General features: G+C 68.7%; 18 protein-coding genes and 1 tRNA gene. 3 read left to right on the top strand and 16 right to left on the bottom strand.

Features of this window, described 5'->3' with window-relative positions:
- Positions 1 to 98: 98 nt before the first annotated feature.
- Positions 99 to 1,109, top strand: a complete 1,011-nt coding sequence (gene pspF / locus KUV67_11115; GenBank protein MBY6205432.1) for a phage shock protein operon transcriptional activator — start codon at positions 99 to 101, stop codon at positions 1,107 to 1,109.
- On the opposite strand, the gene alr is transcribed toward pspF, so the two are convergent.
- From alr to galU, 4 genes are all read right to left on the bottom strand, one after another.
- Positions 1,067 to 2,167 carry an alanine racemase gene (gene alr, locus KUV67_11110; protein ID MBY6205431.1) on the bottom strand — a complete coding sequence of 367 codons (1,101 nt, stop codon included), beginning with the start codon at positions 2,165 to 2,167 and terminating at the stop codon, positions 1,067 to 1,069. The two genes, pspF and alr, sit on opposite strands and share 43 nt — an antisense overlap.
- Positions 2,168 to 2,238: 71 nt before the next feature.
- Positions 2,239 to 4,158: a sulfate adenylyltransferase subunit CysN gene (gene cysN, locus KUV67_11105; protein ID MBY6205430.1), complete on the bottom strand. Its 1,920-nt coding sequence runs from the start codon at positions 4,156 to 4,158 to the stop codon at positions 2,239 to 2,241.
- Positions 4,159 to 4,160: 2 nt separating this feature from the next.
- Positions 4,161 to 5,084, bottom strand: a complete 924-nt coding sequence (cysD, locus tag KUV67_11100) for a sulfate adenylyltransferase subunit CysD (protein ID MBY6205429.1) — start codon at positions 5,082 to 5,084, stop codon at positions 4,161 to 4,163.
- 20 nt (positions 5,085 to 5,104) lie between these two features.
- On the bottom strand, positions 5,105 to 5,989 hold the full coding sequence (galU, locus tag KUV67_11095) for a UTP--glucose-1-phosphate uridylyltransferase GalU (GenBank protein MBY6205428.1): 885 nt from the start codon (positions 5,987 to 5,989) through the stop codon (positions 5,105 to 5,107).
- A 170-nt stretch (positions 5,990 to 6,159) separates the two neighbouring features.
- On the opposite strand from galU, the gene KUV67_11090 reads away from it, so the two are divergent.
- On the top strand, positions 6,160 to 7,074 hold the full coding sequence (locus tag KUV67_11090; GenBank protein ID MBY6205427.1) for a glyoxylate/hydroxypyruvate reductase A: 915 nt from the start codon (positions 6,160 to 6,162) through the stop codon (positions 7,072 to 7,074).
- Positions 7,075 to 7,092: 18 nt separating this feature from the next.
- Here KUV67_11090 and KUV67_11085 read toward each other — a convergent pair whose 3' ends face one another.
- The 12 genes from KUV67_11085 to tadA form a co-directional block, all read right to left on the bottom strand.
- Entirely contained in the window at positions 7,093 to 7,914 is an 822-nt protein-coding gene (locus tag KUV67_11085) for a methyltransferase (GenBank protein ID MBY6205426.1), read from the bottom strand.
- 63 nt (positions 7,915 to 7,977) lie between these two features.
- Positions 7,978 to 8,643, bottom strand: coding sequence for a methyltransferase domain-containing protein (locus KUV67_11080; protein MBY6205425.1), 666 nt, complete (start codon positions 8,641 to 8,643; stop codon positions 7,978 to 7,980).
- A 50-nt stretch (positions 8,644 to 8,693) separates the two neighbouring features.
- Positions 8,694 to 8,769, bottom strand: a tRNA-Lys gene (locus KUV67_11075).
- A gap of 64 nt (positions 8,770 to 8,833) precedes the next feature.
- Positions 8,834 to 9,652, bottom strand: a complete 819-nt coding sequence (gene mazG / locus KUV67_11070; protein MBY6205424.1) for a nucleoside triphosphate pyrophosphohydrolase — start codon at positions 9,650 to 9,652, stop codon at positions 8,834 to 8,836.
- Positions 9,649 to 11,142 (bottom strand): hypothetical protein, encoded by a 1,494-nt coding sequence (locus KUV67_11065; protein ID MBY6205423.1) that lies wholly within the window; start codon positions 11,140 to 11,142, stop codon positions 9,649 to 9,651. Before KUV67_11065 ends, mazG begins: the two co-directional genes overlap by 4 nt.
- On the bottom strand, positions 11,135 to 11,809 hold the full coding sequence (locus KUV67_11060) for a response regulator transcription factor (GenBank protein ID MBY6205422.1): 675 nt from the start codon (positions 11,807 to 11,809) through the stop codon (positions 11,135 to 11,137). Before KUV67_11060 ends, KUV67_11065 begins: the two co-directional genes overlap by 8 nt.
- Entirely contained in the window at positions 11,806 to 12,078 is a 273-nt protein-coding gene (locus KUV67_11055; GenBank protein MBY6205421.1) for a hypothetical protein, read from the bottom strand. The genes KUV67_11060 and KUV67_11055 overlap by 4 nt, the downstream gene beginning before the upstream one ends.
- Positions 12,079 to 12,237: 159 nt before the next feature.
- Positions 12,238 to 14,190 carry an IPTL-CTERM sorting domain-containing protein gene (locus KUV67_11050; protein ID MBY6205420.1) on the bottom strand — a complete coding sequence of 651 codons (1,953 nt, stop codon included), beginning with the start codon at positions 14,188 to 14,190 and terminating at the stop codon, positions 12,238 to 12,240.
- 37 nt (positions 14,191 to 14,227) lie between these two features.
- A complete protein-coding gene (locus KUV67_11045; protein MBY6205419.1) occupies positions 14,228 to 14,701 on the bottom strand; it encodes a hypothetical protein in 474 nt (157 codons plus the stop codon).
- Positions 14,702 to 14,727: 26 nt separating this feature from the next.
- Positions 14,728 to 15,555 (bottom strand): hypothetical protein, encoded by an 828-nt coding sequence (locus tag KUV67_11040; protein ID MBY6205418.1) that lies wholly within the window; start codon positions 15,553 to 15,555, stop codon positions 14,728 to 14,730.
- 382 nt (positions 15,556 to 15,937) lie between these two features.
- Positions 15,938 to 16,858: a hypothetical protein gene (locus tag KUV67_11035; protein ID MBY6205417.1), complete on the bottom strand. Its 921-nt coding sequence runs from the start codon at positions 16,856 to 16,858 to the stop codon at positions 15,938 to 15,940.
- 129 nt (positions 16,859 to 16,987) lie between these two features.
- Entirely contained in the window at positions 16,988 to 17,461 is a 474-nt protein-coding gene (gene tadA, locus KUV67_11030; GenBank protein MBY6205416.1) for a tRNA adenosine(34) deaminase TadA, read from the bottom strand.
- A gap of 275 nt (positions 17,462 to 17,736) precedes the next feature.
- Between tadA and KUV67_11025 the strand changes: the two genes are divergently transcribed.
- Complete coding sequence (locus KUV67_11025) at positions 17,737 to 19,455, top strand: LTA synthase family protein (GenBank protein MBY6205415.1); 1,719 nt, start codon at positions 17,737 to 17,739, stop codon at positions 19,453 to 19,455.
- Positions 19,456 to 19,500 lie beyond the last annotated feature (45 nt).

Below are 19,500 nucleotides of genomic sequence, written 5' to 3'. Positions count from 1 at the left end.
TCTGGCAGAAGCCCGGGCGCAGCTTGCATCCCTGCGCCCTGCGCGATCGGTATCCGGGCTCGATTCCGAGACGGGGCGCAGGACCGGTCACCGATACAATGCAGGTACCAACTCCGAACCGACGAGGCCGCGTGGAGCGCGAAGAACAACCCCTGATCGGCGAGTCCGGCGCGTTCCTGGCGGTCCTGGAGCGCGTCTCGCACGCGGCCGCGCTGAACCGTCCGCTGCTGATCGTCGGCGAGCGCGGGACCGGCAAGGAATTGATCGCCGAGCGGGTGCACTTTCTTTCCCCGCGCTGGGACCAGCCGCTGGTCAAGCTCAACTGCGCAGCGATCAGTCCGGCGCTGCTGGAATCCGAACTGTTCGGTCACGAGGCGGGCGCGTTCACCGACGCCTCGCGGACCCGGATCGGGCGCTTCGAGCAGGCCGACGGCGGCACGCTGGTCCTCGACGAACTCGCGACCACCGCCGCACCGGTGCAGGAAAAGATCCTGCGCGTGATCGAGTACGGCGAGTTCGAGCGGCTGGGCAGCTCGGACACCCGCCGCGTCGACGTGCGCGTGGTCGGCGCGACCAACGAAGACCTTCCGGCGCTGGCCGCCGAGGGGCGGTTCCGCGCCGACCTCCTCGACCGGCTCGCCTTCGACGTGATCACCCTCCCTCCGTTGCGCGAGCGGCCCGAGGACCTGATGCCCCTGGCCGAACATTTCGCGATGCGGATGAGTCGCGAGCTGGGGCGCGAGCTCTTCGCCGGGTTCTCGCCTCGCGCTGTCGATCAGCTGCGCGCGTGGTCCTGGCCCGGCAATGTGCGCGAACTGAAGAACGTCGTCGAGCGCGCCGTCTACCGGCAGCCGGACGCCGACACTCCGATCGACGGGGTCGAGTTCGATCCATTCGAATCGCCGTGGCGCCCCGGTTCCGACGATCGCGCTGCAGCCTCCGATCGCTTGCCCGACGACCTGAAGGGCTGGCTGGCGGAGCGGGAGCAGGCATGGATCGAGCGGGCCCTGGCCGAATGCGGCCATCACCAGAAGCGCACGGCCGCTCGCCTGGGCCTGACCTACGATCAGCTGCGCGCGGCGCTGCGCAAGTACGGAATCTCGCGGTAGCGGACCCGCCGCGTGACCCGGCAGGCCAGCTCGTAGGGGATGGTGCCCAGGGCCCCGGCCACTTCTTCCACCGGCAGGCCTTCGCCCCACAGCACGACCGGATCGCCGACCGCGGCGTCGGGCTGCCCGTCGAGGTCGATCGTGACCATGTCCATCGACACGCGCCCGGCGATCCGCTGGCGACGACCGTTGACCAGCACCGGCGCGCCGTCCGGCATGTTGCGCGGGTAGCCGTCGCCGTAGCCGATCGCAGCCACCCCGATGCGCAGATCGCGTTCGGCGACGTAGCGCGCGCCGTAGCCGATCGAGTCCCCGGCCGGCACGTGGCGCACCGAGATCAGCTGGGTCGAGAGCGTCATCACGGGCTCCAGGCCCAGCGATGCGCCGGGACGATCGGCGATCGGCGAGACGCCGAACAGGAGCAGGCCCGCCCGGACCCAGTCCCGGCGCGCGTCGTGGCGAGTCAGCAGCGCGGCCGAATTGGCGATGCACCGCGGCCCCGCCAGGCCCTCGACGGCGTCATCGAAGAGCTGGATCTGGCGTGCGGTCATCGGGTGATCCGGCTCGTCGGCGCAGGCCAGGTGGGTCATCAGCACGACTTCGTGCACCCCGGGCAGGTCGCTCAGCCGCGCATGGGCCTCGCGCGCCCGGTCGAGCGCGAAGCCCAGGCGGTGCATTCCGCTGTCGATCTTCAGCCAGATCCTTGGTGCCAGCGTGCGGCCCGAGCGCTCGATCCACTCCAACTGTTCCGGCGAGTGGACGACCATTTCCAGGCCGAGCTCTTCGACGGCGGCCAGTTCGTCGCCGGTCAGGACACCCTCGAGCAGCAGTACCGGGATGCGCGGATCGAGGACCCGGATCGCGCGCGCCTCGTCCAGCGTCGCGACGGCCAGCAGGTCGGCCTGTCCGAGCGCCGGGAAGCAGCGCTCCAGCCCGTGGCCGTAGGCATCGGCCTTGACCACGGCGACCACGCGCGCGTCGCCGGCCCAGTCACGCACCTTCTGCAGGTTGCGCGCCAGGGCGGGAACATCGATGACCGCTTCGGTGCCTCGCGCCATGGGTTGGGTCCGCGTTTCGTTGTGTGGGCGCCGCGAAGATCCGACGGAAGATCGACCGTCTCGTCGGCCGATCAGCCGATCAGGATGCCACGGCGCTTCAGGTAGGCCAGCAGCTCTTCGACGCACTCGTCGACGCTGAGTTCGGACGTATCGACCACGATCTCCGGATCCTCGGGCGCCTCGTAGGGCGAGTCGATGCCGGTGAAATTCCGGATCACGCCGGCGCGGGCCTTGGCGTACAGGCCCTTGGGGTCGCGCGACTCGCAGACTTCCAGCGGCGCGTCGACATGGATCTCGATGAACTCGCCGTCTTCCATCAACTCGCGCACCATCGCCCGATCGGCCCGGAACGGCGAGATGAACGCGGACAGCACGACCAGGCCCGCGTCGGCCATCAGCTTGGCGACCTCGCCGATCCGGCGGATGTTCTCGACCCGGTCGTCGTCGCTGAAGCCGAGGTCGCGGTTCAGGCCGTGACGCACGTTGTCGCCGTCGAGCAGGTAGCTGTGGTGACCGCGCCGGAACAGCGCCGTTTCCAGTGCGTTGGCCACGGTCGACTTGCCGGCGCCGGACAGGCCCGTGAACCACAGCACCGCCGGACGCTGGGCCTTCTGCGCGGCCCTCGAGCGCTTGTCCACCGCCTGGCGATGCCAGACCACGTTCTGCGACTTGTCGGCCAGGGCGTCGGTAACGGGACGGACGATCATCCCGGCACCGACGGTCAGGTTGCTGACCCGGTCGACCAGGATGAAGGCGCCGGTGCCCGGGTGTGCGTGGTAGCCATCGAAGGCCAGCGGCCGGCCGGTCCGGATGCGGCAATAGCCGATCTCGTTCAGATCGAGCTGGTCGGCCGGATGGTGCTCGAGCGTGTTGACGTCGATGCGATGGTGCAAGGTCTCGGGCGTCGCAGGCAACTCGGTCGCGGCGAGCTTCAGGTCGTACTGGCGACCGGGCAGCAGCGGACGCTCGTTCATCCACACGACGCGGGCGTCGAACAGTTCGCCGACCCGTGGGAGGTCCCCGCCATGGACCAGCATGTCGCCGCGGCTGACGTCGACCTCGTCGGCCAGCGTGATCGTCAGCGATTGACCGGCCTTGCCCCGCTCGACCGGCCGACCGTGCAGCAGCACCTCGCGGATGCGGCTGCGCTTTCCCGACGGCAGCACGACCACCTCGTCGCCCGGCGTCACGGTACCGCCGGCGAGCTGGCCGCAGTACCCGCGGAAGTCCGAGCGACTGCGGTGCACGTATTGGACCGGAAACCGCATCGCACGCATCGCGTCGCGCCCGGCCCCGGTCGGCACCCGCTCCAGCCAGTCCAGCACCGTCGGCCCCTCGTACCAGGGCATGGACTCGGCCGGCCGGGTGACGTTGGCGCCGGTCAGCGCACTGACCGGCACGCAGTGGTAATGCTCGATGCCGAGCTGGTTGGCGAAGGCGGCGTAGTCCTTCTCGATCGCCTTGAAGGTCGACCGGTCGTGGTCCACCGCGTCCATCTTGTTGACCGCCACCAGCACGTGCTCGATGCCCAGGAGGTGGACCAGGTAGCTGTGGCGCCGGGTCTGGACCTGCATGCCGCGGGTCGCATCGACCAGGACCACCGCCGCCCTCGCGGTCGACGCCCCGGTCACCATGTTGCGCGTGTACTGCTCGTGGCCCGGCGTGTCGGCAATGATGAACTTGCGCGTGCCCGTGGTGAAATAGCGATAGGCGACGTCGATCGTGATGCCCTGCTCCCGCTCGGCCTGCAGACCGTCGACGAGCAGGGCGAGGTCCGGCGCATCGCCGGTGGTGCCGAATTTGCGCGAGTCGCGCTCGACCGCGGCCAGCTGATCGTCGAAGACCTGCTGCGTATCGAACAGCAGGCGCCCGATCAGCGTGGACTTGCCGTCGTCGACCGAGCCGCAGGTGATGAAGCGGAGCAGGTCCTTGGTCCGATGGCGGTCCAGGTACTGGTGGATGTCGAAGTCGGTCGAGGCCGTGCCGTTCATGGTCAGAAATACCCCTGCTGCTTCTTCTGTTCCATCGACGAGGACGCGTCGTGGTCGATCGCACGGCCCTGGCGTTCGGACGAGCGCGCCAGCAGCATCTCGTGGATGATCTCGGGCAAGGTCTCGGCCTCGGAGCGGATCGCACCGGTCAGCGGATAGCACCCCAGCGTGCGGAACCGCACCCGCTCCATGCGCGGCGTTTCGCCTTCGGCCAGCGGCAGGCGGTCGTCGTCGACCACGATCAGCATGCCGTCGCGATCGACCACCGGGCGCTCTGCGGCGAAGTACAGCGCGGGCACCGGGATGTTTTCCAGGTGGATGTACTGCCAGACATCGAGTTCGGTCCAGTTCGACAGTGGAAACACGCGAATGCTCTCGCCGTCGGCGACGCGGCCGTTGTAGAGGTTCCAGAGCTCCGGGCGCTGGTTCTTCGGGTCCCAGCGGTGATGGCGGTCGCGGAACGAGAACACCCGCTCCTTGGCCCTCGATCGCTCCTCGTCGCGGCGGGCGCCGCCGAACGCGGCGTCGACCCGGTGTTCGCTCAGCGCCTGCTTCAGTGCCTGGGTCTTGAGCACGTCCGTATGCACGCCCGGGCTGTGGTCGATCGGATTGATGCCCTGGGCCAGCCCTTCCCGGTTGCGATGGGTGATCAGCTCGATATCGGGGTCGGCGGCGACCCGGTCGCGGAACGCGTAGACCTCGCGGAACTTCCAGGTGGTGTCGATGTTGAGCAGCGGAAACGGCAGGCGCCCCGGCGCGAAGGCCTTGCGCGCCAGGTGCAGCATGACCGCCGAATCCTTGCCGATGGAGTACAGCATCACCGGTCGCTGCGCGGTCGCCGCGACCTCGCGGATGATGTGGATCGCTTCGGCCTCGAGCGCCTCGAGGTGGGTCATGGCAGCGTTGCCGGATGCCCGGCCGTTCATGGCGTGGTTGCCTTTCCCGTTCATAGCGACCGCACTCGCTCGCGCAGGAAGCCGGCGAAGTCGGCGCCCAGTTCGTGGTGATTCAGCGCGTAGTCGACCGTCGCCTGCAAATAGCCGAGCTTGCTTCCGCAGTCGTAGTGGCGGCCCTCGAACTCCAGGCAGTCGACGCCCTGCTCGTCGATCAGCGCCGCGATCGCGTCGGTCAGCTGGATCTCGCCGCGCGAATCCGGCGCGGTCGTTTCCAGCAGCTTGAAGATCCGCGGCGTGAGGATGTAGCGCCCGACCACGGCAAGGTTGGACGGCGCGTCTTCGGGCGCCGGCTTCTCGACGATGCCCCGAATCGGCTGGAACGGCCCGTCTCGCTTCTCCGGCTCCACCACCCCGTACTGGCGCGTTCGCGACGGATCGACCGATTCGACGCTCAGGACCGATCGGCCGGTGGCGGCGTAGCGTTCCGCCAATTGCTTGAGCACCGGGCGATCGCCGGCATCGATCAAGTCGTCGGCGAGGATCACGCCGAACGGCTTGTCGCCGACCAACGGCTGCGCGCACAGCACCGCGTGGCCGAGGCCCAGCGCCTCGCGCTGCCGGACGTAGACGCAATGGATGCCTTCCGGCAGAACGTCGCGGACCTTGTCGAGCAGGTCCTGCTTGCCGCGCTCGGCGAGCTCGGTTTCCAGCTCGTAGGCCATGTCGAAGTGGTCTTCCAGCGCGCGCTTGGTCCGTCCCGTAACGAACACCAGGGTGCGGGCGCCGGCGGCGATGGCTTCCTCGACCGCATACTGGATCAGCGGCTTGTCGACGACCGGCAGCATTTCCTTCGGGCTGGCCTTGGTTGCGGGCAGAAACCGCGTACCGAGGCCGGCGACCGGAAAGACCACCGTTTCGATCGCGGTGCGGGTCATGGCAGGGATGTCCTGGAGCCGGAAACTGGCGGCCTATTCTACCCGGCGCATTCGGCGAATGCCCGGAACCGGGGCGGCTGTCATGGAATCGTCCCCGGTGCTGCCCCCGTACCGGCGACCGCCGGGACCGGCTGGATTAAGCTGTCGAGTCCAGCCCGGAGGAAGGCCCCATGGCTCTGCTGCTGATCGCGCCGGACCGCGACACGTCCGAACTCGAACGCCGGCTGCGCGGCCTCGACCCCGATCTCGACCTGCGCCGCTGGCCCGATGTCGGCCGGCCGGGCGACGTCGTCTTCGCCCTGGCCTGGAAGCCGCCGGCGGAGGCCTTCGCCGGGCTGCCCGCGCTGCGCGCGGTCGGTTCCCTGGGGGCAGGCGTCGACCACCTGGTGGATCGACCCGACCTGGCCGACGACCTGGCCCTGACCCGCCTGGCCGGCCCACGCCTGGCCGCCGACCTCGCCGCCTACCTGGTCGCCATGACCGTGGACTGGTGGAAGCGCCTCGACGAGCAGCGCCATTGCCCGGACTGGCGGCCGCTGGAACCTCGCTCCACGCCCCGGATCGGCCTGCTCGGCACCGGAGCCATGGGCCGGACTGCCGCCCGGGCGTTCCGAACGCTGGAGCTCGACGTCGCGGGCTGGAACCGGTCCGGGGCGGCCTGTGATTCGATGGCGACCTGCAGCGGAGCCGACGGCCTGACCCGGCTCGCCGGCCGCTCGGACGTCCTGATCAACGTGCTTCCGCTGACCCCGGCGACCCGTGGCCTGCTCGACGGGGCGCTGTTCGAGCAGATGCCTTCCGACAGCCTGCTGGTCAATGTCGGCCGGGGCGAGCACCTGGTCGAGGCCGACCTGCTCGATGCGCTGGAGCGCAACCGTCCCGGGCGGGCGGTGCTGGACGTGTTCGGCGAGGAACCGCTGCCGGCCGACCACCCGTTCCGCCGTCATCCCCGGGTCGTCGTCACGCCCCACATCGCGGCACGAACCGACGCCGCCGAGGCGGCGCGACTGGCCCTGGAGCAGTACCGCGCGATCCGTCGTGGCGATCCCCCGCCCGGCCGTGTCGACCGGGCGCGGGGCTATTGACGCTTCGGAACCGCGCTGTCAGCGCTTGACGAACTTCAGCGTGAACCGGTCGCTTTCGCCGATCGCCTCGTAGTCCGCCGGATCTTCTCCCTCGGGCGTCCGCATCGACGGCGGCAGGGTCCAGACGCCGTTGGGGTGATCGGCCGTGTCCTTCGGATTGGCATTGACTTCGCTGGAGGCGGCCAACCGGAAACCGTGGGCTTCGGCCCGGGCGACGACCCAGCTGGCCTTGACGTAGCCGGTGAACTCGCTGTCGTCGGCGCCCTCGGGCAGCCGGTGGCCGACGATGCCGAACACGCCGCCGGCCTTCAGCACTTCGTGGACCGCGTCGAGCACATCGTCGAACACCCCGTCACGCTTCCACCCGTGCACGCTGCGGAACGAGACCACCAGGTCGGCCGAGCCGGGCTCGCCGAGCGACGCGCTCTGCGGCGGGTGGAACGGATGCACTTCGGGCTCGCCGAAGCGCTCTTCGTCGGCCACGCGTTCGCGCCACGCAGCCATGGCGGGCTCGTAGTAGCTCGGTGCGTCCTCGATGCTCAGGTCGAAGTGACCGGCCACGTAGCGGCCCTCTTCGGCCAGGTAAGGCGCGAGGATTTCCGTGTACCAGCCCCCGCTGGGCGCGAGTTCGACGACGGTCATGTCCGGCGCGATGCCGAAGAAGGTCAGCGTCTCGTACGGGTGCCGGTACTCGTCCCGGGCCGCTTCCTCCGCCGGCCGGTCCGGGTGGGCGATCGCGGCTTCCAGGCGCTCGTCGGCAAGGGCAGCGGACGCGAACAGGGTCGAGGTCAGGAACAGGCCGGCGATTCGGGCCGGGGAACGCTCGATGCGATGGTGCATGGTCGGATCTCCTTGCGTTGTAGATCGGCGATACGGATCAGGGATGCAGGTCGGCGCTACAGGTCAGGTGCGGTTCGCTTCGTGTCTTCCTCGCGGAGAATCGAGACGAAGGGTCAGGTCGAACAGGTCGTGCCCGCTTCGCGAGTACTTTCGCTCGAACGGCGTCAGTGCCGTGTCCGTGCCGAACGATACCACCGGCGGAACCGCCAGGCCGTGCAGCTGCAAGGTGCGCCGGCATTCCTCGGCGTAGATCGCCCAGTTCGTTCGCAGCGTAAGCGTGCCGCCGAGCGCGACCACGACAGGCCAGACCGGGTGGGCGTGCCAGCGGCGCTTCAGGTGCCCCGGCTTGGGCCAGGGGTTCGGATACAGCAGGTAATGACGCACCGGGCGATCGCCGCTCTCGAGCAACAGTCGCCAGACGTCTTCCAGGCGCGCACGCAATCGGAGTTCGTTGGCCATGGGCGGGCACGGCGCGCGAGACAGGCGGTGCGCCGAGCGGTCGACGCCGACGACCTGGGCCCCCGGATGGCGCCGCGCCAGGGTCGCGGTGGAGGCCGCCGTTCCGCAGCCCGCATCGAGCACCAGCGGCCGATCGCGCTGGCGCCAGCGGAGAAAGGTCTCGAACGCGGTTCGACTGCCGGCGTGGATCGGGGCCGCCCAGGAAGCGTGCCGGTGCCGGCGGACGGTTTCGGCCAGGCGGAGATGTGGACCGCGTTGCGATGAGTGCACGCGGCGGGCCGGTGTTTCCCGGGGAGACGGCAGGGGTGGTTTCGGGAAAATGGTGGGCCGTGAAGGACTCGAACCTTCAACCAACGGGTTAAAAGCCCGGTGCTCTACCACTTGAGCTAACGGCCCGCCCGAAACAAGCGCGGAATTATAGCAGCACGGACCGGCCCGATGAACCTCGGCGGCTTCGACGTCATTCTTCTCGCGCCTTGACGCGCTGGTAGACGAGTTCCTGCTCGTCGAGCGCGCGCTGGTCGAGCGGACGACCCTCGGCCTCGGCCTCGGCTTCCATCGCCCGGAATCGGCGCTCGAACTTGTGGTTGCTGCGGCGAAGCGCGCTGCCGGGATCGACGTCGAGCTTGCGCGCCAGATTGGCCACCGCGAACAGCACGTCGCCGAGCTCGTCCTCGAGACGATCCGGGTCCGCGCCGTCTAGCTCGGCCTCGAGTTCATCGAGCTCCTCGCGGATCTTGGCGAACACTTCGGCGGGGCCCGGCCAATCGAAACCGACCCGGCCGGCCCGCTTCTGCAGCTTGACCGCGCGACGCAGGGCCGGAAGGCCCCGCGATACGCCGTCGAGCACGCTGGTGGCGCCGGCCGAGGCCCGCTCCTCGGCCTTGATGGCCTCCCAGTTCGCGGTCTGGGCCTGCGAATCGAGCCCGGTCCGATGGTGATCAGACGGATCGTCGTCCGACCGATCGAAGACGTGCGGGTGACGCCGGATCAGCTTCTTGGCGATGCCGTCGGTCACCGCGGCGAAATCGAATACCCCCTGCTCCTTTCCGAGCCGGGCGTGGAACACGACCTGGAACAGCAGGTCGCCGAGTTCTTCCCGGATATGTTCCGGGTCGCCCTGCTCGATCGCATCGGCCACCTCGTGGGCTTCCTCGATCGTGTACGGCGCGATCGACCGGAAGTCCTGCTCCAGGTCCCAGGGGCAACCCGTGTCCGGGTCGCGCAGCCGGTCCATGACCTGCAGCAAGCGATCGATGGCTCGATGGGTCTCGCTCATTCGGATTCCTCGTCGGCGGTGGACGGGCGCGGGCGGCGCGCCTCGGGCGGCAGATCGACGATCACGCGCAGGCCGCCGAGCGGCGATCGCTCTGCCCGCACGCTTCCATCATAGCTGGACACGATCCGCTCGACGATCGACAGGCCCAGCCCCTGGCCTTCGACCGGCCCGCCGCGTCGCTGGTCGCCGCGCACGCCTCGCTGAAGCATCTTCTCGAAGTCCTCGCCGCTCATGCCCGGCCCGTCGTCGTCGACGCAGATCCTCAGGCCGCGCCGACGCAGGCTGGCCGTACCCTGCGTGGCCGACACACGGACGTGCGACGAGCCGTACTTGCCCGCGTTTTCGGCCAGGTTGCCGACCAGTTCGAGCAGGTCGCGTTCCTCGACGTTGGCGGCCAGCCCGGCATCGACGTCCAGCTCGAAGTCGACGCCCCGGTAGAGCTTGCCGAGGGTCCGGACCGCGCGCTCGAGCACCGGCCGGACGCCGACCAGGGCGCGCATGGTTCGCCGGCCGGACCGCAGCGCCCGGTCGAGCTCGGCGCGCACGCGCACCCGCATCTGCTCCACGGTCTCGCGCAGCGATTCGAGGTCGACGGAATCATCGTCGAGTTGCGTACCCAGCACCGCCAGCGGCGTCTTCAGCGAATGGGCCAGGTCGCCCAGGGCCCGACGGTATTGCTCGACGTTGCTGCGCTCGGTTTCCAGCAGCGCGTTCAGGTTCGCCGTCAGCGGCTCGAGCTCTCTCGGATAGCGGCCGCGCAGGCGGTCCGAGCGCCCTGCTTCGACATCGCCGATTTCGCCGGCGACGCGACGCAGCACCATCAAGGGCTGGATCAGCAGCACGATCAGGGCGATCAGCAGGATCAAACCCGCCAACACGAGCCAGCGCCAGAGGACCGACCGGAACCGGGCCAGGGTCTCGTCGAGGCGGGCACGATCCTCCGCCGCCCAGATCACGAAATCGACGATTCTGCCGTCGGGCAGCTCCCAACCCAGGCCGATGCGATAGCGATGCAGATCGTCTTCGCCGGCCGGAATGCGCTGCTCGGTCCCTCGCTCGACGGAGGCCGCCAGCGGCTCGACGGAGGTCCCCAGGACCGACGGTGACGCCCAGGACGCCGAATTCGCGACGATGCCGGCGTAGAGGCCGGACTCCGGCCGGGCAAGAAGCGAATCCCCGAGATTATCGGGTGGGACGAGCCGTCCTTCGGCGTCGACGTCCATGCCGGCCAGGACCTGGAAGGCCGCCCCTTCCAGCCGCTCGCCCAGGGCCAGCTCCGCTGCGCCGCGGTAGGCCTGCTGGATCGCCAGGCCGATCAGGCCCAGGGCCACCAACAGCACGACCAGGGCCGAGGCGGCGAGGCGGACGAACAGCGATGGGGCGGGCCGGCCGAAGCTCTCCGACTCGGCGGCAGGGTCGGAACCTGCGTGCTCGCGGACCGGGCCGCGCCGGCGGATCGACGGGACTCGAGAACCTCGGGAATCAGGCATCCGGACTGAAGCGATACCCCCGGCCGCGCAGGGTCTGGATCGGTTTCCAGTCGCCGTCCGGATCGAGCTTGCGCCGCAGCCGGCCGAGAATGACTTCGATGACGTTGGACTCGGGGTCCGCGTCGTCTTCGTACAGGTGTTCGTTCAGCTGCAGCTTCGACAACACCTGGTCCGGGTGGAGCACGAAGTAGGCCAGCAGCTTGTATTCGAACTGGGTCAGGTCCAGCGGCTCGCCGTTCAACGCGACCTTCTGCGAATTCAGCTGCACCTTGAGGGGTCCGAACTCCACCTCCGAGGTCGCGTGTCCGCCGGCCCGCCGCAGCAGCGCGTTGACCCGGGCCAGCAGTTCCTCGGTGCGGAACGGTTTGGTCAGGTAGTCGTCCGCGCCGGATTCCAGCGCCTCGACCTTGTCCTCCCAGTGATCGCGCGCGGTCAGGATCAGGACCGGGTAGCGCTTGTCGGCCCGCCGGAGCTCCTTGACCACGTCCAGGCCGGAGCGGCCCGGCAGGCCCAGGTCGACGATCGCCAGGTCCAGCGGATACTCCAGCGCCATGTAGGCGCCTTCGACGCCTTCGCCGCAGGCATCCACCACGAAGCCCTCGCGCTTGAGGCGCTCGGCCAGGGTCTCGCGGAGGGCGGTCTCGTCTTCCAGCAGCAGGACTCTCATCGACGACCTCTCTCGGCGGGAACCCGGATCGTGCGGACGACCCCGTCGCGGGTCATGATGCGGATTTCGTAGAAGCGTCGACCGTTGCGTTCGACGACTCGCGCCGACACCACCCGGGCATCGTTCTGGCGGGCGACCCGTTCGGCGACCTCGCGCAGGCTGTCGGCCCGCACCGGCTCGACCGGCACGAAGGCCGCGGCGCACGCAGCCACGAGCAGCGCGGCAAGCGTGGTTCGAAGGCGGGCGGTCCGGGTGGGTCGACGATTCATGCAGCCATTCTAGTCCGGCGGTCTGAATCCGTGCTGAACCGCGGATCGCGGCGTGGCCGACCGCTCGACTTCAAGCCGGGTCGGTGCCGCCACAAATGAAAAAGGCCGCCCCGGGGGCGGCCTTTTCCGAATCGGGGCGTCAGGCGCCCGGCGATTGCGTTACGCCATCATCCGGCGACCGGCGAACCCGCCCAGGGCGAGAAGCACCAGTGCCATCAGGATCAGGCCCCAGCGGTTCATGGTCGGAACCACGAGCGGCTGGCCGGCGCAGGTCACGGTGTAGTTGGCCGATGCCACGTCCGCGCCGGTCACCGTGCAGGCCACGTCGGCCTGGTAGATCTGCGGTGCGGCCGGGGTGCACTGGAACGTCGCGGACTGCGAACCGCCCGGTGCGACCGTGAAGCTGATCGGATCCGGCGAGAAGGTGAACACGCCGTCCGGATCGGTCACGGTGCAGTCCACGTCGTAGCTGTCGACCGAACCACCATTGGAGAACGTGATGTCGCCCGGGGGCGTCATCGTCACCGGCGGAACGATGCCGAGGTTCAGGGTGCCGCCGTCCGGCGGGGTCGACGAGAACGTGGCGTCGGTCTGACCGGCGCACTCGAGGTTGTACGTGGTCGGATCGTCGTCACCGTTGTGGTTGATCGTCAGCGTGCCGGTGAAGGAACCGGTGGTGCCGGCGTCCGGCGTACAGGTCACCTCGACCGCGTCGGCCGTGGCCGGATCGCCGACCTGGAACGGACCCGGGTCATTGATGACGGCCGCGAACTGCGGATCGCTGACGGTCACGCTCGACAGCAGCAGGTCGGACGCCGGGCTCGGGCCGACGCCGTCGTTGGCCACGTCGATACCGATCGGCGCCGAGGTGGTGCCGTTGGTCACCGTGCCGAAGTTCAGGGGGCCCGGGGACGCCGGGGTACCGGCGAAGGACGGAACCGCGTTGGCGATGTCGCAGTTGACGGTGACCGTGCGCGTGCCAGTGCCGCCGGCTTCGTTCGGGTCGTCGAAGGTCAGGGTAATGTTCTCGGACGACATGCCCGCCGTGGTCGTATCGCACTCCACGGTCACCGAGTCGGTCTCGTCGACCTGGATGGTGGCGTCGTTCAGACCGTCGGTGATGATGATGTCCGGCGTGCTTGCGCCGCCGTCGGTCAGCGTCGCGTTGGTGGCGGCATTGGTGAAGCCGTCGTCCGCGTTGGTAATGTCGAACGAGCCCGACGGGTTCGTGCCGCCGATCACCCCGGTCAGGTTGATCGTCGTGGTCGAAACGGCCACGTTCGGCGACTCGCCCTGGCACTGCACATCGTAGTTCGCGTTCGGCTGGTTCACCGAGTTGTTGGTGAACTCGACGTTGCCCATGATGTTGCCGCGGGTCGAGGGCGTGCACTCGATGTCGACACCGACCGACGCACCGCCGTCCGGAATGCTGAACGGCGCGGTGGTCACCGCGATGTCTGCGTTGCTGCTCGGGAACCCGGTCACGTCGAGCTGCTGGTCACCGATTTCGCTCACGGTCACCGCACCGATGCCGCCGACCGTTGTGCCGACCGGGGTCGGCCCGAGGTCGATGGTCGCGCCCGAAGCCGGGGTCGACGAGTACCCGGCCGCGCCGGTGATCGAGCCGGTGATCGTGGCGTTGTTGCCGGTCATGTTGACGTTCCCACCGGCGGTATCCGAACCCACGGCATTGGTGAAGGTCAGCGTGTGGGTGCCCGGCTGGTCGATCTGGAACGTGAACTGGCCGAACGACGCGATATTGAACGGCGTGATTTCGTCGGTCGGCGGGGTGAAGTCCGCGATCAGCGTGCGGATGGTCCCGTTCCCGGCGCCGCCCGGCTCGGTGCACGATGCATTGTGCGTGCCCGGTCGGTTGTTGCCGCAGTTGGAGATATCCGTCGGCGTGAGCGACGACGGGTCGTAGGTGATGTCGAACTGGAACCCACCGACGTCGTCGGCATCCAGCGCGCTGTAGTCATAGGTGATGACCACGGTGCTGCCGACAGAACCCGAAGCACTGTTGACAGTGATGTCGATATCGGCAAACGCGCCTGCCGAGGCCAGCAGAGCGGCCCCGGCGATGCTCGCCGGAAGAAGTTTCTTGAAGTACATGGCTAGTCTCACTCCTGGATTGAGATCGGTTGTCTAGTTATTGGAGGTGGTCGGGCGTGACGTCCGCGCCCTGCGCATCGGCGAAGAGCACGCCGTCCAGCGCGACCGATTCGGCCTCGCTGGCGGCCGCCAGCTGGCGCGCCTGCATCCGCGACGTGTTGTCGCGCGAAGGCGGCGCAATCGTCACCATCGTGCCGTCGGGCAGGACCTCGTTGGTCATCGAGAACACGATGACCCGGAGGTTGCCGTCCGAGTTGATGGAGCAGCTGGCGGTGTGCGATTCGGCCACGCTGGTGCCGCAGTCGAACTGGCCGTCGACCACCTTGATCCCCTTGACGTCGAACTGCAGGCCTGCGACCCGGCCGTCCGACACGTACTCCACGGTGAAGCCGTTGCCGGACTTCTGGATCCACAGATCCGCCGACGAGGCTTCGTTGTCGCTTGCAATGGCCGCGCCTGCGGCCAGCGTCACGGCTGCTGCTGCAGCCAGAATTCCACGATTGATCGACATGATGGTCAACTCCTCAAAAATTCGGTTTACAGCAGGCAGGCGCCGGTGGTGCCGGCGATGTTCACGGTCTGAACGATGTCCTGGATGTTGATGTTGCCGTCTTCGTTGCAGTCCGGCGTTCCGGTGGACAGCGCAGCACCACCCGCCTCGTTGACCAGGACGATGACGTCCTGAACGTTGACCGAGTCGTCGGCGCTACCGTTTGCATTGCAGTTGCAGACCCGACCGACCGCCGTGCTGCGGCGCGACTCGTACGCGTCGAAGCCCAGGGTGCCGGCGGCGCCGTTGATGTTGCCGAGGCGAACCGACTGCAGCTGCGTGCCGACGTTGCTCAGCGTGGTGTTCTCGACCGCGGCCTGGCCGTTGACCGAAAGGGAAATCACGCCGTTGCCGGCGCCCTGTGCCCAGTCGATCTCGACCGAGTTCCAGTTGCCCGAAACGCCGGCCTGGCTGACGCTCTGGCCGGTCAGCGTGTCGGTCAGGGTGATGTTGCCGCTGGCATCGACGCTGACGTCGAAGCGCTGGCTGCCGCCTGCGGTGTCGCCGAAGCCCTGGTAGACGTTGGCGGTCGCGGAATTGTCGGCGAGCACGTAGAAGCGCGCGACGATCCGGTCGATGCCGCCCGGGTTGTTGTCCTGGACGTAGCCGGCACCGGTGGCTTCCATGCCGCAGAGGCCGGCGTAGCGCGCAATGCTGTTCGCCTGCGGATCGCCCGCAGCGACGGCGCCGGAGTTGGCGCTCCAGTTGTTGAGCGTGCAAGCCATGGCGGCCTGGCCGGCGAATGCTGCACCCAGCAGCAACGCGCCTGCGGCGGCCGTCCGTCCGAGGATGGAATTCGAAATAGCGTTTCTCATGAGAACCAACTCCTGAATGTCATCGAGTTCAATGTGTTGCAGCAACATAAGTTAGGTGTTCGCGGGTCGTACCTAGGGCCCTCGGTAATCTTGCACACTCCCCGCCGGCGTCCGTGGTTTCCGGACCGCCAAGCGCGATAGTAGCAGCATTCCCGCCGGGTTTCCAATCCCCGATTCGTGCCGATTACGGCCCCGAAAGTGCCGATTTCATCACGTTTCGGAGCCCTGTTCCGGGCCGGTTCGCGACTTCGACCCCTACCTGTATAAACGCGATCCATGACGAATTCGCGTCACCGCCTGCTGTCCGGACGCCGACTCCCCCGCGGGTCCTGCCGTCGCCCGCCGCGCTCGGCCTGCGGAACGGGCCGTCCGGACCCCGGCATCAGAAGATCTCGGCGATGCAGCAGCGCAACGATCCGCCGGCCTTCTCGATCTCGTCGAGTTCGACCGCATGGACCCGGAATCCCCAGTCCTTCAGCCGCTCCCGCTTCTCGGGCGCCAGCGCCCGCCAGGCCGTGGCACTGAAGAACAGGTCCTTCGCGGTCAGGGCCAGGCAGTTGCCGGCGAAGGCCGTTTTTTCCTCCTGCGAGATCTCGAGCACGTGACCGGGAAACGATTCGGCGATCGCATCGGGCACCGCCGGGTCGACGAACGCGTCCGGGCAGATGACCAGGGCGCGCGAGGCCAGCACCGACATGACCACGTTGGTGTGGTACTCCGCCGGATCGAGATCGAAGCGGAAGGTCATGGCGAGTTCGAAGGCCTCGTGCATGGCTCGGCAACCGGCCTCGTCGACGCGCCGGGTCATGCCGCAGAACCCGAGCCTGCGCGCACGGTCCATGACCAGCGCGCCGGTGAGCTCGGCGACGCAGGAATCGTCCGCACCGAGATCGACGGTCTCGTATTCCATCAGGTCGGCGAAGAAGGCGCGGATATCGTCGCGCCGGGCTTCGCGCTGGCGCTCGGGGTTGAGCATGGCGCCGACGATGAAGCGCCCGGGAATGGTCGCGAACACGTTGTTGGGGAACAAGTCGTCGGGGTTGTCCTCGCGACCGGGGAAGCGGATCACGGGCACGCCGCAGGCGGCGATCTCCTCGGTCAGGCGCCGGTGCTGCGCCAGCGCGAGCGACGGGCTGACTCCGACGGTCAGGTCCATGTAGCGGTTGTCGCGAGCGGCCTGGCGGGAGAGGCGGAAATCGGCGGGCTCGACCAGGAACACGGCGCGCGGCACCGACGGGCAATCGGCGTTGAGCCAGCCTTCGGCCAGGCGTTCGCGAAACTCATCGGGACGGGTGACGATCATGCTGCGACAGACCTTTCGGGGCAGTACGGGGTGGACGACCATGGCTCGAACGCTCAGGGTTCGACCCGGGATGTGCGGACCGGGCGCGTGCCCGGCCGGGCGCAATTGTCGAGGCGACGTCCGACTTCGTCAACCGTTCCTGGCGCTGCGCCGTCGCGCCCGGAAGAACCCTCTCAGCCGGTCGGCCGCAACGTCGGCGAGCACGCCCTCGTCCACCCGGCAACGATGATTGAGCATCGGGTGATCGAGGATGTCGAACACGGAACCGGACGCCCCCGCACGCGGGTCCCGGGTCGCGAACACGACCCGCTCGACGCGGGCATGCACCAGCGCGCCGGCGCACATCGCGCAGGGCTCCAGCGTCACGTACAGGGTCGATCCGGGCAAGCGGTAGTTTCCCAGGCGTGCTGCCGCGCGACGCAGGGCCACGATCTCCGCATGGGCGGTGGGATCGGCATCGGCGATCACGCGGTTGGCGCCTTCGGCCAGCAGCGAACCCTGCGCGTCGACGAGCACCGCGCCGACGGGCACTTCGCCGGCCGCCTCCGCACCATCGGCCACCTCCAGGGCGCGCTGCATCCATGCCGCATCGACATCGCTCATCGCGGGCCCTCACGCTGGACCGGCAGCGACACGGGGCACGGCGCACCGGCGCGTTCCGGGATCACCGGGAAACGGTTGCGATCATTCATCCGGGGATCATATCGGAGTCCGGCGCGCGACTCGAAAGATGACGGAAATGTGACGCTATACTCGCCGCGTCGGAGTCGTCGGGCGAGCCGTTGAGCACCAAGCATGTCATAGGTCCGGGAGTGAACCGGCGGAATCGCCGTTCGAGGTGGCCCTGGACCGGCCGCCTTGCGCTGCACGCCCTCGCCGTGCTGGCACTCGCTGCCGCGGTCGTCGCGCTCGACCCCTGGATCGACGCCGTCCGGCCGCTGCCCCGGCTGCTTCTCAACATCGCGCCCGTCCTGGTGATCTACCTCGCGGCGCTGGTGCTGGTTCGCAGGGCCTCGCTGGCCGCGTTGGCCGCCCTGCTTCCGCTTGCGTTCATCCAGTACATCAATGCGGTCAAGCTCGAGGAACTCGGCCAGCCGTTCTCGATCCACGACATCGGGTTGACCGCCCAGCTGCTGGCCGACATCGGCCTGTTCGTACGCTACAGTCACGGGGCGATCCTGCTCGTGGTCGTCGGGCTGGTGATCGGCCTCGCGCTCGCGATGCGGCGCCTCGAGCCTCCCCAGCGAGCCGGCGCCTGGCAGGTCGCCCTCCTGGCGATCGCCCTCGCCGGCGCCGGCTGGTTGCTGTCGTCGTCGGCCGAGCGCGTCTACGAGGAGGCCGGTTTCTACGAGCGCGCGTGGGCGGTGGATGGCCGGATCGAGAACGTGGGGCTGGTCGCGCAGCTGGTCGCGCACTCGGCGCGGCGCGTGGCCGCCCGACCGGCACGGAATCCCCGTGCGCTGGCGCGCGCGCTGGAGAAGATCGAAGGTGCAGACGCCGGGGATCAACGCACCGGGGTCGGCACCGTGGTCGGCACCGGCGACACCCCGCCCGACGTTCTCGTGGTCCTCAGCGAAAGCTTCTTCGACCCGTCGATGCTGGCCGGACTCGAGGACTGCACCGCCCTGCCCGGCTGGTGCCGCATCCGGGACGCCGGCCTGTCCGGCGAGATGCTGGTGCCGACCTTCGGCGGCAACACCACCCGGACGGAGTTCGAAATCCTGACCGGCGTTCCATACCGCGCCCTGGCGCGAGAGGTCTACCCGTACAACTCGGTCGTGACCCGGCCGACGCAGTCGATCGCCTGGACCTTCCGCGAAGCCGGCTACCGGACCGCGGTCGTCCATCCGCACTCGCGCGGCTTCTGGAACCGCGATCTCGCGATGCCTGCGCTGGGCTTCGAACGCTTCATCGCCGCCGACGAGCTGCATGACCGCCAACGGCGCGGATTCTGGATTTCGGACACGGTGCTGACGGACGCCGTCATCGACCTCGGCGACGCGCTCGCCGCACCCTGGTTCCTGTTCGCGATCAGCATGGAGAACCATGGCCCCTGGAACGAAGAACGCCCCGGGCCCGGCGCCGCGGAGCTCGATCGCATTCCCGTCCCGCCGAACCTGCGGGCCCACGAAGCGCTGGCGCTCCGGCAGTACACCTACCACGCGCGCGCTGCCGTGGCCGAACTGGAGCGCCTGGTCGACTGGATGATGCAGCGCGACCGCCCGACGCTGCTGCTGTTCTTCGGGGATCACCTTCCAGCCCTCGACGAGGTCTTCGATCGCAGCGGCTTCGACCGACCGGAACCGATGAACCGGCAGCCGGTGCCCTGGCTGCTGCTCTCGAACCGCGATCTCGCTCCGATCCGGCCCGGTGCGGCACCCGAGCGCTCGTACGAACTCGGCCTGTGGCTGGTCGACCGGAGCGGGGTGTCGCGATGCCCGATCCAGCATGCGCTGATCCGGGCTCAGGGGGATCCCGCGCTGGCCGGGGTGATCGAGAGCGACGAGATGCTGGCGCTGTATGCCGAAGTGCTTCATCGACCGCCGGGCGATTGCCGGGCGAGGCCTGCGAGGGCGGCCGCAAGCCACACACCCTGAGCCGCAATCGGACGTCGTGGGGGCGCACGGTCGATGCGCCTTGCA

The sequence above is a fragment of the Halomonas denitrificans genome, from assembly GCA_019800895.1.
Lineage (GTDB): Bacteria > Pseudomonadota > Gammaproteobacteria > Xanthomonadales > Wenzhouxiangellaceae.
The sequence above is the reverse complement of the archived record's forward strand: the minus strand, read 5'-3'. Positions and strand labels throughout refer to the sequence as shown.

Excerpts from the sequence above, each read along its gene's own strand:
- alr (MBY6205431.1), bottom strand. The coding sequence starts at position 2,167 with ATGGCGCGAGGCACCGAAGCGGTCATCGATGTTCCCGCCCTGGCGCGC.
- KUV67_11085 (MBY6205426.1), bottom strand. The coding sequence starts at position 7,914 with ATGCACCATCGCATCGAGCGTTCCCCGGCCCGAATCGCCGGCCTGTTC.
- tadA (MBY6205416.1), bottom strand. The coding sequence starts at position 17,461 with ATGAGCGATGTCGATGCGGCATGGATGCAGCGCGCCCTGGAGGTGGCC.
- mazG (MBY6205424.1), bottom strand. The coding sequence starts at position 9,652 with ATGAGCGAGACCCATCGAGCCATCGATCGCTTGCTGCAGGTCATGGAC.
- cysD (MBY6205429.1), bottom strand. The coding sequence starts at position 5,084 with ATGAACGGCCGGGCATCCGGCAACGCTGCCATGACCCACCTCGAGGCG.
- KUV67_11055 (MBY6205421.1), bottom strand. The coding sequence starts at position 12,078 with ATGAATCGTCGACCCACCCGGACCGCCCGCCTTCGAACCACGCTTGCC.
- KUV67_11060 (MBY6205422.1), bottom strand. The coding sequence starts at position 11,809 with ATGAGAGTCCTGCTGCTGGAAGACGAGACCGCCCTCCGCGAGACCCTG.
- KUV67_11040 (MBY6205418.1), bottom strand. The coding sequence starts at position 15,555 with ATGAGAAACGCTATTTCGAATTCCATCCTCGGACGGACGGCCGCCGCA.
- galU (MBY6205428.1), bottom strand. The coding sequence starts at position 5,989 with ATGACCCGCACCGCGATCGAAACGGTGGTCTTTCCGGTCGCCGGCCTC.
- KUV67_11050 (MBY6205420.1), bottom strand. The coding sequence starts at position 14,190 with ATGTACTTCAAGAAACTTCTTCCGGCGAGCATCGCCGGGGCCGCTCTG.
- cysN (MBY6205430.1), bottom strand. The coding sequence starts at position 4,158 with ATGAACGGCACGGCCTCGACCGACTTCGACATCCACCAGTACCTGGAC.
- KUV67_11090 (MBY6205427.1), top strand. The coding sequence starts at position 6,160 with ATGGCTCTGCTGCTGATCGCGCCGGACCGCGACACGTCCGAACTCGAA.
- KUV67_11035 (MBY6205417.1), bottom strand. The coding sequence starts at position 16,858 with ATGATCGTCACCCGTCCCGATGAGTTTCGCGAACGCCTGGCCGAAGGC.
- KUV67_11065 (MBY6205423.1), bottom strand. The coding sequence starts at position 11,142 with ATGCCTGATTCCCGAGGTTCTCGAGTCCCGTCGATCCGCCGGCGCGGC.
- pspF (MBY6205432.1), top strand. The coding sequence starts at position 99 with ATGCAGGTACCAACTCCGAACCGACGAGGCCGCGTGGAGCGCGAAGAA.
- KUV67_11045 (MBY6205419.1), bottom strand. The coding sequence starts at position 14,701 with ATGTCGATCAATCGTGGAATTCTGGCTGCAGCAGCAGCCGTGACGCTG.